The 13,968-nt window shown below is 70.5% G+C and carries 10 protein-coding genes; 6 read left to right on the top strand and 4 right to left on the bottom strand.

Annotated elements, in window-relative coordinates; translation table 11 throughout:
• Positions 1 to 120: 120 nt before the first annotated feature.
• The 6 genes from ACIA6A_RS09485 to ACIA6A_RS09460 all read left to right on the top strand — a co-directional run bounded on the left by ACIA6A_RS09485 (position 121) and on the right by ACIA6A_RS09460 (position 5,875).
• Positions 121 to 1,215 carry a hypothetical protein gene (locus ACIA6A_RS09485; RefSeq protein WP_396097033.1) on the top strand — a complete coding sequence of 365 codons (1,095 nt, stop codon included), beginning with the start codon at positions 121 to 123 and terminating at the stop codon, positions 1,213 to 1,215.
• Positions 1,202 to 3,778 carry a nitrate- and nitrite sensing domain-containing protein gene (locus tag ACIA6A_RS09480; protein WP_396097032.1) on the top strand — a complete coding sequence of 859 codons (2,577 nt, stop codon included), beginning with the start codon at positions 1,202 to 1,204 and terminating at the stop codon, positions 3,776 to 3,778. Before ACIA6A_RS09485 ends, ACIA6A_RS09480 begins: the two co-directional genes overlap by 14 nt.
• Positions 3,775 to 4,224, top strand: coding sequence for a roadblock/LC7 domain-containing protein (locus ACIA6A_RS09475; RefSeq protein ID WP_396097031.1), 450 nt, complete (start codon positions 3,775 to 3,777; stop codon positions 4,222 to 4,224). Before ACIA6A_RS09480 ends, ACIA6A_RS09475 begins: the two co-directional genes overlap by 4 nt.
• Positions 4,221 to 4,613: a DUF742 domain-containing protein gene (locus ACIA6A_RS09470; RefSeq protein WP_396097030.1), complete on the top strand. Its 393-nt coding sequence runs from the start codon at positions 4,221 to 4,223 to the stop codon at positions 4,611 to 4,613. Before ACIA6A_RS09475 ends, ACIA6A_RS09470 begins: the two co-directional genes overlap by 4 nt.
• Positions 4,591 to 5,232: a GTP-binding protein gene (locus ACIA6A_RS09465; RefSeq protein ID WP_396097029.1), complete on the top strand. Its 642-nt coding sequence runs from the start codon at positions 4,591 to 4,593 to the stop codon at positions 5,230 to 5,232. Before ACIA6A_RS09470 ends, ACIA6A_RS09465 begins: the two co-directional genes overlap by 23 nt.
• 112 nt (positions 5,233 to 5,344) lie before the next feature.
• Positions 5,345 to 5,875, top strand: a complete 531-nt coding sequence (locus ACIA6A_RS09460) for a hypothetical protein (RefSeq protein ID WP_396097028.1) — start codon at positions 5,345 to 5,347, stop codon at positions 5,873 to 5,875.
• Here ACIA6A_RS09460 and ACIA6A_RS09455 read toward each other — a convergent pair.
• The 4 genes from ACIA6A_RS09455 to ACIA6A_RS09440 all read right to left on the bottom strand — a co-directional run bounded on the left by ACIA6A_RS09455 (position 5,866) and on the right by ACIA6A_RS09440 (position 13,667).
• The gene (locus ACIA6A_RS09455) at positions 5,866 to 10,707 is read right to left on the bottom strand and encodes a DNA repair ATPase (protein ID WP_396097027.1); all 4,842 of its coding nucleotides are present in this window, start codon (positions 10,705 to 10,707) and stop codon (positions 5,866 to 5,868) included. The two genes, ACIA6A_RS09460 and ACIA6A_RS09455, sit on opposite strands and share 10 nt — an antisense overlap.
• On the bottom strand, positions 10,704 to 12,755 hold the full coding sequence (locus tag ACIA6A_RS09450) for an SPFH domain-containing protein (RefSeq protein WP_396097026.1): 2,052 nt from the start codon (positions 12,753 to 12,755) through the stop codon (positions 10,704 to 10,706). The genes ACIA6A_RS09455 and ACIA6A_RS09450 overlap by 4 nt, the downstream gene beginning before the upstream one ends.
• A gap of 8 nt (positions 12,756 to 12,763) precedes the next feature.
• Complete coding sequence (locus ACIA6A_RS09445) at positions 12,764 to 13,324, bottom strand: hypothetical protein (protein WP_396097025.1); 561 nt, start codon at positions 13,322 to 13,324, stop codon at positions 12,764 to 12,766.
• Positions 13,325 to 13,415: 91 nt separating this feature from the next.
• Positions 13,416 to 13,667 carry a hypothetical protein gene (locus ACIA6A_RS09440; RefSeq protein WP_396097024.1) on the bottom strand — a complete coding sequence of 84 codons (252 nt, stop codon included), beginning with the start codon at positions 13,665 to 13,667 and terminating at the stop codon, positions 13,416 to 13,418.
• Positions 13,668 to 13,968 lie beyond the last annotated feature (301 nt).

Below are 13,968 nucleotides of genomic sequence, written 5' to 3'. Positions count from 1 at the left end.
CCTCCGCGAGGGGCCGACGACTTCTTTCTCCGCTAGATTGACCCGGATCGGTGCGCCCTATGACTACTCAGAGTAGTCACCAAACCGGCACAGATCGGCAGCACGGCGGAGGAATCGACGATGTCAGACTCGGTGGATCACCGGCGGCCCCGGACGCGTGCCGTCCTCGCGGCCGTGATGACGGTCCTGATCCTCGCTCCGGCCGGCGTGCTCTTCGCCCGGGTCTGGGGCGAGGTGTCGCAGCAGCGGGAGAGCACCCGCCTCGAACAGCGGGGCGTGGAATACCTGGTCGCCCTGGCCCCGCTGGTCAGCGCGCTCGCCGAGGGCCAGTCGTCCGCGCTCACCGGCGTCACCGATCCACCGGCCACGATGGCGGCCGCGGTGCGCGGGGTGGCCGCCGCGGACGCGCGTCTCGGCACCGCGCTGGGCACCCGGGACAGGTGGACCGGCCTGCGCCAGAAGATCGAGCTGCTGCCTCAGCAGACCGGTGACCCGCTGACGGTCCTCCAGGCCCACGTCGAGGTCGCCGACCTCACCCTCGCGCTCTACCGGACCGTCCAGGCCAACTCCGACCTGTTCAAGGACCCCGACAACGACCTGGCGCACCTGCAGCGGGCCGTCGCGGTCGACCTGCCCACCACCGTCGTGCAGGTGAGCCGGATGGGCGACCTCAGCCAGCTCGTCGCCACGTCGAACCCGCAGGTCCAGGCGCAGCTCGGCCCGCAGTTCGGCGGCGCCGTGCTCGAGGTCAACGCCGCCGTCGAGGAGCTGACCGACAACCTGCAGGCGGCGGTCGACGACACCGCCAGCGCGACCCTGAGCGGCAACCTGGTCAGCGGGCTCGACTCGTTCCGGCGCGGCGTCGAGTCGCTGACGCGCGGCGCGAACCCGGGCGGCGCACCGAACCCCGCCACCATGGCCACCGCGCAGAGCCAGCTCCAGACCTCGCTCGCGAACCTCTCGTCCATCACCACCCGGGAGATGTCGAGCCTGCTCGACGACCGGCTCGGCGACCTGAACCACCGGGCGGCCGAGGCGATCATCGCCGTGGTCGTCGCCGTGCTGCTGGTGCTCGCCGCGATCCTGGCCCGGGCCACCGCCCGGCGCCGCCCACGCCCCCAGCGGGCGCCCCGCGACGTGACCGTGACACCCGGGTCCGAGCCGGACGAGGCCACCACCCCGAGCCGACGGGAGCGGGCCAGTGCTCTTCGGTAGGTTGCGCATCCTCGGCAAGCTGACGCTGCTGGTCCTGGTGCCGTTGATCGGCGTCGTGGCGCTCGCGGTGCCCATCGTCGTCAACCGGGCCGGCGTCTCGGTCAAGGCCGCGGACACGTCCGACACCGTCGAGCTCGCCACCCAGGTCGGCACCGCGCTGCAGGAGCTCCAGGAGGAGCGGCTGCTGTCGGTCGGCTACTACTTCGGTCTGGTCCAGGCGCCCGAGCTGGCGGTGCAGAGTGCCGCGGCAGGCGACCGGATCGCCGCGATCAGCCGGCTCGACCTGCCGGTCCCGGCGGAGCTGCGGCGGGCGCTGAACAACCTCTCCCGGCTCTCGAGCACCCGGGCGAACGTGGTCAACCGGACCATCCGGCCGGACCAGATCGTCACCGAGTTCACCACGCTCATCACCCCGGTGATCAACGCTCTCGGCCTGACCCGCAACGCGGACCTGACCACCTCCACCGGCCGGCAGATCTACGCGCTGGACCAGGCGCTGCGCAGCGACGACCTGATCAGCCAGGCGGCCGGTTACCTGACCAGCGCCGTGGTGACCAAGAACGCCGGTCTGGTCGGGCTCTTCTCCCAGACGCTGTTCCAGATCCAGCTGATCATCACCGACGCGGAGCCGTTCTTCACCCCGGCCCAGTACAAGCTGTACCTGAGCGCCCAGTCGGCGTTCAGCGCCCGGGTCGGCAACCAGTTCTTCACCCAGGCGCTCACCGATCCGGCCGGCGCGGTGAAGCTGCTGAACATCAAGACGTTGTTCCCGTCGCTGCGCTCGGTCATCGTGCTCGGTGGTTTCGTGGAGAAGCGCGTCGCCGCGGACGTCGACCGGGCCGTCACCAGCAGCCGGAATTCCGCGCTGACCACGGCGTTCGTCGTCGCGAGCGGCACGCTGCTGCTGCTCGTGCTCGTCATCGGCCTGTCGCTGCTCATGGCCCGCGCGGTGGCCCGGCCGCTGCGCCGGCTCACCGCCTCGGCCGACCGGGTGGCCCGCGGCGCCGAGGACGAGCTGGAACGGGTCGCGGACGACGACGCGGAGAGCATCCGGCCGCTGCGCCTCGATCCGGTCGACGTGGCCGGCCGCGACGAGATCGGCGACCTGGCCCGCGCGTTCGACCGGGTCCAGACCACCGCCGCCCGGCTGGTGGAACGCCAGGTCCTCGGCCGGCGCAACGTCGCCCAGATGTTCGGGCACGTCGGCCGGCGCACCCAGAACCTGGTCGGCCGCCAGCTCGCCCTGATCGACAGCCTGGAACGCCGCGAGACCGACAGCGACCGGCTGCGTGAGCTGTACCGGCTCGACCACATGTCCAGCCGGCTGCGCCGCAACGCGAGCTCGCTGGTCGTGCTCTCCGGCGGGGCCGGCGCCAACGACCACATGGCCCCGCTCGGGCTGTCCGACGTGGTCCGGCTCGCCCTCGGTGAGATCGAGGACTACACCCGGGTGGACGTCGAGGTCCCCGAGGAGATCGTGGTCGTCCCGGCCGTCCTCGCCGACCTGACGCTGCTGCTCGCGGAGCTGATGGAGAACGCCACCGCGTTCTCCCCGCCGCACACCCGGGTCACGGTCACCGCGGCCGAGCTGCGCGGCGGGGTCCGGCTCGGGGTCGTCGACCACGGCCTGGGCCTGCCCCCGGAACGCATCGCCGAGGAGAATTCCCGGCTCACCACCCGCGAGCGCCTCGACCTGGCCCCCTCCGAGGTGCTCGGCCTGTTCGTGGTCGGCCGCCTCGCCCGGCGGCACGGCATCGAGGTCAGCCTCACCCCCACCCCCGAGGGCGGCATCACCGCGTGGGTGGAGCTGCGGCCCGAGCACCTGGTGCCGCGGCAGGACCCGCTGGCCGGCCGGATCGGCCCGATCCAGGCCACCGTGCCGAGCCAGCACAGCGAGTTCGCACCGCTGATCGCCGGCGGCTCGGTGCGCTCGGTGCCGGGCAGCGCGATGCCGTTCGACGCGAACATGCTCAGCCGGGCCACCCGCACGCTCGAGGTCGCCAGGTCCTGGAACGCGTTCGCCGTGCCGGCGGCCACGACGATCGAAGCCGCCCCCGTGTACGAGGCCATCCCGGTCGCCGGCCGGTTCCCCGCGATCGAGCAGCCCGTACGCCCGGCTCTCGAGGCCCCGGTCGTCCTGGCCGCACCGGCCGACGTGGTGCAGATCCCGCGGCAGCGCAGTCCGCTGCGCCGCCGGGTGCCGGGCAGTCAGCTGCCGCCCGAGACCGCGCCGCAGCAGATCGCCGCCACGCCGACCGCCGACGACGCGATCGCCGCCCGGGACGCGTTCGACGCGTTCGAGGCCGGGGTGTCCCGCGCCCGGTGGGACGTCGTCGAGCAGGATCTGTCCGCACCCCCGGCGGCCGGCCACCCACCGCTGCTGACCCGCCGGGTCCCCGGCGCCACGCTGCCGCTCGACCAGCCCCGGAACCCGACCCCGCCGGCCGGCCCGGCCACGCCGCTCGATCCCGACGCCGCCCGTGCGGCGATGGAGCTGTTCGAGGACGGCGTCAATCGAGCTCTTGACGAAACCCAGCCACAACCCGAGGGACAACCGCGATGACTTCCCCCTACTCCACCGACGCGCAGTCCCAGCTCAGTGCGGAGGCGAAGACCTTCAACTGGCTGCTGGACTCCTTCACGTCCGGCACCGCCGGCGTCGTCGAGGCCATCGCCGTCTCCTCCGACGGCCTGCTCATGGCGATGTCGGCGATCAAGGACCGGCCGAACGCCGAACGCCTCGCCGCGGTCGTGTCCGGCCTGACCAGCCTCGCCGGAGGCGCCGCCAGCTGGTACAAGCTGGGCAGCCTCAACCGGGTCATCATCGACATGGCCGACGGCTACCTGCTCGTGACCGCGATCAGCGCCGGGTCGGTGCTGGGTGTGGTCGCCGACCGCTCGGCGAACCTGGGCACGCTCGCGTACGAGATGACCCTGTTCGCCACCCGGGCCGGTGGTGCCCTCAGCCCGCGCCTCATCGCTGAATTGAAGAACGCCGTCCAGCAATGACATCGGGGGTGCGGCCGTTCCTGAATGGTCCTGGTCCGGGCGGCGAGGATTCCCCGGGCGAGAGCTCGGCCGGTCTGCGCCCGTTCGTCATCACCTCCGGCCGGGTCGCCGACGACCCCGACATCGGCCTCGAAACCCAGGTCAGTGCGCTGCCGGGGGCCCTGCACGCCCGGTTGTCGCCCGAGCGGCGGGCCATCGTGCAGCTGTGCCGGACCCCGCAGTCCGTCGCTGAGATCTCGGCCCAGCTCCGGATGCATTTCGGGGTGACCCGGATCCTCGTCTGCGACCTGCGGGCGACCGGCCACCTGGACGTGCACGTGCTGCAGAGCGACTTTCCCGACCCCGACACCATCATGCGAGTGATCCGTGGACTTCGATCCATTTCCTGACCCCCGCGTCGCCGGCACCGCGCGGGTACCCGCGGTGCCCGGGTCGCCGCCGCGGCCCGCGCCACCGGTCCCGGTCAAGATCATCGTGGCCGGGGGCTTCGGCGTCGGCAAGACCACCACGGTGGGTGCCATCTCGGAGATCTCGCCGCTGACGACCGAGGCCGAGATGACGACGGAGGGGTTCGGCGTCGACGATCCGGGCCAGGCCACCGGCAAGACCACGACCACCATCGCCATGGACTTCGGCTGCGTCACCATCGATCAGACCCTCAAGCTCTACCTCTTCGGTACGCCCGGCCAGTCCCGTTTCTCCTTCATGTGGGACGACCTGGTCCGGGGTGCGCTCGGCGCGCTCGTCATCGTCGATACGTCCCGGATTGACGACTGTTATCCCGCGGTGGACTATTTCGAACGGGCCGGGCTTCCGTTCGTGGTCGGCGTCAACACCTTCAACGGTCAGCAGGGGTACAACTTGGACGAGGTGCGCTGGGCGTTAGCGGTGCGTGACGAGGTGCCCATCCTTCAATTCGATGCCCGGTTCCGTGGTTCGGTGCGAGATGCCCTGCTCGTGGTGCTCGACCGGGCCCTGGACAAGGCCATCCGGATGCGGCAGTCGTAAGGTGTGTACTTAGACGCTCCGTACCGGCTTTCCAAACGGACCCCCGAGCGGGCACAGTTGTTGGGCGCAGAGGTGTGGGCGCACAGGTGTGGGCGACTGGGAGGACGGTGTCGTGCGAGGCGGACTGGACGACGCGCTCGACAAGCTGGCACGCCGCGATCAACTGCGGCGGCGGGCCACAGGCGAGTCGGCGGGAACACCCCCGGCGGTGACGGAGCTGGTCGAGGCGATCGCCGCGGTCGTGGCCCGGCATCCCGACCTGGGCGTGACGGTCGGCGTGGAGGGCGTGACCGACCCGATGCTGCTGCACTTCACGATCGAGGACGGCATCGTCCAGGTCAGCGCGGATCACACGGTGGCGCAGCGGCCTCCGGAGCCGGCGCACGACGATGTCATCGACGTCGATCTGGACGACACGCCCTACCCGGTCTATGAGCCGGAGCCGCCGCCGACGTATCAGTACGAGCGACCCCAGCAGAACCTGTTCGAGGAGACCGCGGGCCCGGAACAGCCGCGGGGCATGCCCGAGCCGCTGCCGGAGCCGATCCCGCTGCGGGTCGACGAGGCGGAGACGGAACAAGCCGCCCGCCGCCTCGCCGCCCTGTTGCGCGAGGAACCCAACCTGCTGCGGAGTCAGGACTGACGACGGGACAGGATGGCCTGCTCGACGCCGCCCACCTTGTCGGCGAGCAGGCCCATCGCCCCGACGGCCCGGGTCATCGGGTCGTCGCCGGCCCCACCGAGCGCCCGCTCCCGCAGGAACGCCGCCTTGACCTCGGCCCAGCGCGCGGCCTGTTCCGCGGTCAGCCGGCCGCGTAGCTCGGCCAGTTTCAGCAGGTTGGCCTCGGCACCGGTGGTCAGCGTCTGCGCCTCGCCGACGTAATGGTCGTCGATCAGCGCTTCCAGCTCCGCGTCGTTCATGACCGGCACGATCCGCTCGGCGAGCTTGTTCATGTTGCGGTACGAACCCTGCAGCTTGAACGCGGGCTCGGTGCGTGATCCCTCGGCCTGCCCGGCCGACGCGATGTACGCCTGGTTGTTGCGCAGCACCGTGCGCTGCACCCGGCGCATCTTGCGCAGCACCGACAGCACCTGCTCGAGCTCAGCCGCCGAGTACGCGTGGCTGAGCCGGTCGGGGCGCACCGAGTCATCGTTCTCCGCGAGCCGCACCAGCAGCGGCAGGTCGGCGCGGTCCCGGGCGGCCAGCGGGGCCAGCACGGCGTTCGCGGTCAGCGCGTTCTCCAGGTAGGACATCTCGAACGCGTCCTCCCGGCCGGAGAGCACGTCGCCCAGGTTCCAGACGTCGGCCCGGTTGGCCAGCATGTCCGGGATCCGGAAACGCTGCCCGCTCTCGGTGTACGGGTTGCCCGCCATGCACACCGCGAACCGCTTGCCGCGCAGGTCGTACGTCCGGGTGCGGCCGTCCCACACGCCTTCCATCCGCCGCTGGGCATCACACAGCGAGATGAACTTCTGCAGCAGCTCCGGCGACGTGTGCTGGATGTCGTCCAGATAGAGCAGGACGTTGTTGCCCATCTCCAGGGCGAACGAGATCTTCTCGACCTCCTGGCGGGCCGTGGCGTCGGGTGCGTCGGCGGGGTCGAGCGACGTCACCGCGTGCCCCAGCGCCGGCCCGTTGACCTTCACGAACACCAGGCCGAGCCGGTTGGCGACGTACTCCATCAGGGTGGTCTTGCCGTAGCCGGGCGGGGAGATCAACAACAGCAGACCGGACTGGTCCGTACGTTTGCTGTCGCCGGCCGCCCCGAGCTGGCGCGCGAGGTTGTCGCCGATCAGCGGCAGGTAGACCTCGTCGAGCAGCCGGTTGCGGACGAACGCGCTCATCACGCCGGCCTTGAACTCGTCGAGTCGCAGGCGTTCCCGCTCGGCGGCGGCGACCGCGGTCCGCTGCTTCTGGTACGCGCGGTAGGCCGGGATGCGCTCTTCCCGGAAGTACCGGGTGTGCGTCAGGAAGTCATCGAGACGAAGCGCGAAATGTCCGTCCTTGATGGTCGGGTGCACCCCGAGCAGTCCCTCGACGGTCTCGGTGAGCGCCGCCGCCGAGTCGTACCGGGTCAGTGCCGTGCCGGTCAGTTCGATGGCGGCCGCCTCGATCCGGTCGGCCTCGTCGCCGCTGTCCGGCTGGGCCGCGTGGAACGCCGCGAGCCAGGCCGTGACGAGCTGCCGGCGGGCGGTGGTGTCGTGCTCCAGCGCCCGCAGGTCGTCGGCGAAGGCCCGGTCGCCGGTGCTCAGCGCCCGGTGGAAACGGTCCAGGAAGCGCCGGGCGCCGGCGCCGGTGACGAAGCCGGCCGGGGTGGCGGCGAGCTCCTCCACCAGGTATTCGCCGACGTCGGCACCCGGGTCGTCCAGGAAGGACCGGGCCGCGGCGGACAGCTCGGCGCACAGGTCGTCGAGCGCACTGCCCGCGGCACCGAACAGCGACCGCGCCCGGACCAGCGACGACGCACGCAGGGTCCACGCGGTCTGCTGCTCCGGGGTGGTGCCGAACGCCCAGAACAGCTGGGCGTCGGCCCGGACCGCGGGCGGGTACCGCAGCAGCCCGGCCGCGGCGTGCAGCCGGATCAGCGCGCCGAGGATCAGCGTGGCGTCGCTGTCGTGCACGCCACGCTCGTACCCCTCGTCGAAGCGGGCCTCGGCACCGCGCCGCACCAGATCGCGCAGCGAACCGTCGGCCAGTGCCGTCGTGGTGCCGGCCGGGTCCGCCGCGAACAGCGTGGCGGCCAGGTGCGAACCCCGGTAGACGCGGCGGTCCTCGGAGATCAGCGGCTGGTCCCAGAAGTCCTGGGTGTGCTCGAACGCCGCGTCCCGCACCGGCCCGCGATAGTCCGTGCCGGTCACCGTGAACGCCAGGTGATCGCCGTCCGGCACCAGCGTCAGGTCGATGGCCTGGGTGTTCACCGCGAACGCGTGCCGGCCGAGCCGGATCGTGGCGCCGCCGTCGGTGTACAGGTCGAGGCGGTCGCGCAACGAGCGGCCGGCCTCCTGCCGCGCGGCCTTCACCCGCCCGTCCAGCTCCTCGGCCCGGACGACGTCGCCGAGGGTACGCAGTTCCGCCGCGACCGAGCGCAGTTTGCCGACCATCGGATCGGTGGCGAAGTACGTGTTGACCTCGTCCACGCCGGCGAGTCCGGCGGCCCGGCGCTGCACACTGGTCAGCGTGCGCTGCGCGGAGGCGACCAGCCGGTCGGCCCGACGGGCGCGGTCGTCGAGCAGCTGCTGGCGCCGCCCGGCGAACGCCTCGTAGATCTCCGAGCGTTTCGTGGCCAGCTGGTCGGCGAAGTCGTCGAAGTCCCCGAACCGGGATTCCAGCGCCTCGATCTGCAGCATCAGCTTGGCCGACTGCTCGTCGCCGTGCTCGGGGGTGTCCGAGGCGGCCAGCCCGGCCGTCACCGACTGGGTGAGCAGCGCGAACTCGGCGGCGAAGGCGGCCCGGCCCTCGAGCGCGGCGAGGTCGCGGCGGCGGGCGTCGAGCGTGGCCCGGGCCCGGTTGACGCCGCCGAGCACCTCGCCGATGCGTTCCAGGATGCCGACGCGGACGGTCGCGTCCGCGATGTCCAGGCCGCCGACCACCTCGGTGACCACCTGAAGGCCGTCGGCCTGCTCGGTGAGCCGCTCGGCGACCGGTTCCGAGGCGGCGACCGTGGTGATCGCGCCCGCGTCGGTGACCAGTTGCTCGACGGATTCCTGGTAACCGGCGAACGCGTCCTCGCGCTGGAGGAACTCGACGGCCCGGCGGGCGGCGTTGTCCACCTCGGCCGACAGTTCCGCGGCGAGGCGGTCGAGGCGGCCGGTGTCGACGTACCGGAGCTCGCGCAGGGTGACCGTGCGTCCCTGTGACATCCGCAGCGCGGCGAGCTGGCGCACCCAGCCGTCGGTGTCGACCGGCACCTCGCCCCGGGCCCGGCGGATCAGCGTGGTGGCGGCCGCTTCCGCCTCCTCGACCGCGGTGGCGGCCTGCGCGGTGAGCTGCTGCACCGATTCGAACTCGTCGAGCACCTGCTCGGCGGTGGCGCGCAGTTCGGTCACCGGGGCGGCGAGGTCGCCGAGCTCCGGATCGTTCAGCCAGTGGTAGTGGTCGAACAGCCGGCTCGCGGCCGCGATGATCGCCTCGAAGACCGGCCCGGTGGGGGTCATGTCGTCGACCATCCGGGCCACCGAGATGGTGTCCGCGATGCCTCGGACCAGGTCGGCGTTGCCGATCCGTTCCAGCGGGCCGGTGCCGGTCTCCTGCGCGGCGGCGAACGTGTCCGACACGTACGGCGTCTGCCACACCTGCATCGGGTGCACCCGGGCCGGCTCGTCCATCGCCCGGAACGCGATCAGCGTCCCGTCGTCGAACAGCGAGTACCCGTGGCAGGTGATCGGGGTGGCGACCTCTTTGCGGATCACGTTGTACGGCAGCAGCAGGTAGCGTCCGGCCGCCCGGGCGTGGAACACGTACAGCGTGTCCTCGCCGTTGACCGAGCGCACGACCCGCTCGAACTCCAGCTCGTCGGTGTCCGCGTCGAACGTCTTCGCCAGCCCGGTCGACAGGTAGTAGCCGCCCGGGAAGATGATCCCCTGGTCCTCGGGCAGCCGCTGGCACGCCTGCCCGATCCCGTCGAGCCGGCGCACGTCCCGGGTGCGGGTGTTGAACACCAGGTACCGGTGGGTGGTCTCCTTGTACGGCAGGATCCGCAGCAGGATCAGCGGGCCGACCCGGGCGTACGCGATCTCGCCGTCGGCCAGGCTCTGCAGCGGCTCGTCCACCGGCTCGGAGAAGATCCCCTCGCCGTCCTCGGTGTTGTTCTCCACCTTGACCGTGAGGGTGCCGCCGACCGTCTCGACGAACACCTCGTCGTCGATCGAGACGTGCGGGTGCCGGCCGAGCACGTGCTGGTCGCGGGTGGTGAGCGTCCACTCGAAGTCGTGCGACGGCGGGAAGACGTGGTCGCGTTCACCGCGGTTGTCGACGTACGCGACCGACCCGTCCACGCCGAGGCGCCAGCGCAGCACCTTGAGGTCGTCGGCCCGGGCCCCGGTCTGGAACACCGCGAGCAGCAGCGAGTCGAGCCGGCGCAGCTGCAGCAGGTGCGTCTCGCGGTAGTACCGGTACAGCTCGGCGAAGTCCCGGAGGAAGCCGGGATCGTCGAGCAGGCCGGGCACCGCGGCCGGCTCGAACCCGTCCGGGGTGAACGCGTGCACGGCGAACACGTCCGCGACCGAGGTCTCCGAGCGCAGCCCGATGAAGACGTTGTAGCCGAACAGCATGGCGCCGCCGACCTGCACGATGTCGCGCGGCACGCAGTTGTTCTCCGTGCGTACCCGCTGCGAGCCGAGCTGGCGGGTCTGCTGCCCGCCGAACGTCTCCACCCGGCGGGCGTTGAGCTGCTCCGCGCGCCCGGCCAGCTCCTTGGCCTGCACGCCCAGCCGGGCGTGCAGGACCTCGTAAGTACCAGCGTCGAGAGAGGTCACCGGGAAGCCGGCACCTTGGCGTCGCCCAGACCCATCTTCTCAGCGGCCGCGAGGAGTTCCTTGAGCTTGCCGGTGTCGGACCCGCCCGCCCTGATCTGCTGCGCGAGGAACGCCGACAGGCTCAGGTTGGCCACGTCACCGGTGCTCACCGAGCCGATCACCCGGCCCAGGTCGTCGGCGAAGTCCGCGGAGCCGTCGAGGTAGCGCGCACCGAGTGTCTGCGCGACGGTGGAGTGCTCGACGAAGCCGTCGACGCTCTTGCCCATCGAGATCGAGCCGATCAGCTTGTCGAAGAAGATCGAGTCGCCACCGACGATGTCGATGTCGGCCTTCTCCAGTCCGACCGCGATGAGCGTGGCCTGCGACTCGGCGATGTCCTTCTGCACGGAGATGCCGGCCAGCCGGATCTCCTTCTCCATCTCGAGGCGCAGCCGGTATTCCTCGTGCTCGCGGGTCGCGACGTCCATGGCCGCCATCGCGCCGGCCTTCTCCTGCAGACCCGCGGCCTCACCGAGCAGCTTCTCGCGGATCGCCGCGGCGATGACCAGCGCCTTCTCGCGGTCCACGGCGGCCTCGGCGCGGCCGGTCTTCTCCAGCACCTCGGCGTTGCGGTCGCGCACGGCGGCCTCGGCCAGGCCGGTCTTCTCGACCACCTCGGCGTTGCGCTCGCGCACCTGGACGTCGGCCAGACCCACGGCGGCGGCCTCGGCCTGCGTACCCTCGGCGAGTCTGATCTTGGCTCGGGCGTCGAGCTCCGCGGTCTGCTGGCGGGCCTCGGCCAGCAGCAGCGACTCGCGGGCCTTGAACTTCGCGGAGGTCTCGGCGGCCTCGGCGGCCTTGATGTCCTTGACCAGGGCCTCCTGCGCCTCGGCCTCAGCGTTGATGATCACCGCCTGGCGGGTGCGCTCCGCCTCCTCGACGACGCGCAGGCGCTTGATGTTCTCCTCCTGCTCGGCGACCGTCTTCTCGACCGCGATGCGCTCGCGGATCAGGTCGGCGATGGAGCGCTTCTCGGTCTCGATCTCCTTGTTCTTGGAGATCGTGGAGAGCTCGGTCTCCCGGTCGCGGCCGATGACCTCGAGCATCCGGTCCTTCTCGATGCGCTCGGTCTCGATCGCGATGACCCGCTCGCGGTTCTTCTCGGCGACCGCGATCTCCCGGTCCTTGTTCTCCTTCTGGATCCCGAGCTGCTGTTCGGTGCGCAGGTGCGCGCCCTCGGCCCGGAGCCGCTCCTCGGCGTGCGCGAGCGCGATCTCGGCCTCCTCGCGGGCCCGCATCGTCTCGATCTCGCGGCGCTGCTTGATCTCGGCGTCCGCCTGCCGGCGCTCCAGTTCGAGGATCGCCTCCTTGGCGTCCACGTTCTGGCGGGTGAGTTCCTTCTCCTCGTTGCGCCGGAAGTCGTTGGTGAGCACCGCCTCGATCGCGGTCAGCTCGGTGATCTTCCGGATGCCCTGCGCGTCGAGGATGTTCTTCGGGTCGAGCTGCACCATCGGGGTCTGCTCGAGGAAGTCGATCGCGGCGTCCTCGAGGCTGTACCCGTTGAGGTCGGTGCCGATCACCTCGATGATCTGGTCCCGGAACTCGTTGCGCTTGGTGTACAGGTCGACGAAGTCGAGCTGCTTGCCGACGGTCTTGAGCGCCTCGGAGAACTTCGCGCTGAACAGCTCCTGCAGCGTGGTCTCGCTGCTGGCCCGCTCGGTGCCGATCGCCTGGGCCACCTTGATGACGTCCTCGGTGGTCTTGTTGACCCGTACGAAGAACGTGATCCGGATGTCGGCGCGGATGTTGTCGCGGCAGATCAGGCCCTCACGGCCGGTCCGCGAGATCTCGATCGTCTTGACCGAGATGTCCATGATCTCGGACTTGTGCAGCACCGGCAGCACGACCGCGCCGGTGAACGTGACGTCGACCCGGCGCACCTTGGAGACGATCAGAGCCTTGCCCTGTTCGACCTTTTTGAACATCCGGCTGATGAACAGCACGACACCGAGGGCGATGAGCAGGACGACGGCGATGAGCACGCCGACTCCCGCGGAGATAACACTCATAGGAGTCCTTAAACGTTGGCGATGTCGGCCGGGACGACCCAGAAGAACTCACCGTCGGGGTCGACGTCGTAGAGCAGGGCGATGGTTCCCGCGCGCAGATCGTCGGTGCCGGCCTGACGCACCTGGACGATCGCTGAGGAGCCGTCGGGGGAGTGCACCTCGGCCTGGCCGAACGTGGCCGTCACCCGCCCGGTGCGGATGACGCACGTCATGCCGAGGAAGTCGGCCCGCGACGGTTCGGGGCCGGACGGCAGGAAACGCTTGAGCAGCAGCACGGCGAGCCGGGCGAGAACCCAGGCCACGACGAGTGCGGCGACGAGGACGAGGACGGCCGGGAGCGCGCCGAGCAGCTCGGTGCCGGCCAGGCTGGTGAACCAGGCGAACACCACGATCAGCGACAGACCGACGGGCAGGGGCACGCCGTCGAGCCCGAGAAAGCCCGCCCCGGCATCGTCCTCGGGGTCGACCCCGCCCGCCACGACGACGAGCCAGTAACCGACGACGACCACGAGTAGTGGGGTGAACACGACGGTGGGGAAACTCAGGACAGCCTCGAAGAACCCACCCATCAAAAAAGCCCCGCCCCCGTGAAACGAAATGCTGTGAGGTCGAGGATAAAAGGCCCGGTCAAACCAGGCCCTCCCCCGTCAGGGCAAAAGATCAGTCGTCGGTCAGCCCGAGGGTGTCGGGAAGATCCATCAGGACCTCACGACGGTCCCGGTCACGGGTCGCGTCGGCGAGTTCCTCGATGTGGTCGATGAGGTCGTCGCGGTCCTTCTCGGGGAGATCCTCGAGCGCCACCGCCAGGTCATCGAGCAGGGTCGTCGCGGTCTCCGGCTCGATCTCGTCGTCGCTCGCGAGTTCGATCGACACGGCCAGGTCGATCAGGGCACGCACCAGGATCCGGTTCACGCAGGCAGCATAGACCTTACTGAGAGTCACAGGTAGTGATCCGGAGGCCACGATCCGGCCGCACCGGCCGACATCACTTTGCGTGATGAATTCCTCGCACGCGGATACCTGATCAACCCTGGCGCGTCGTTTGTCCTCACGCCATGTAACGCGGCTATTTGCCGGTTTTAAACGGTTATGCGATGCCTGAGATGTCTGGGATAGACCATTTGGCCAATTCGCCCGAGACCTCCGGCTCACGGCCTTGAATCACGCTCGGTAGCGACTTAATGTCCTAATACGTCCAGCGGTACGGCAAGAG

The sequence above is a fragment of the Actinoplanes sp. NPDC051494 genome, assembly GCF_044454705.1.
Lineage (GTDB): Bacteria > Actinomycetota > Actinomycetes > Mycobacteriales > Micromonosporaceae > Actinoplanes.
The sequence above is the reverse complement of the archived record's forward strand: the minus strand, read 5'-3'. Positions and strand labels throughout refer to the sequence as shown.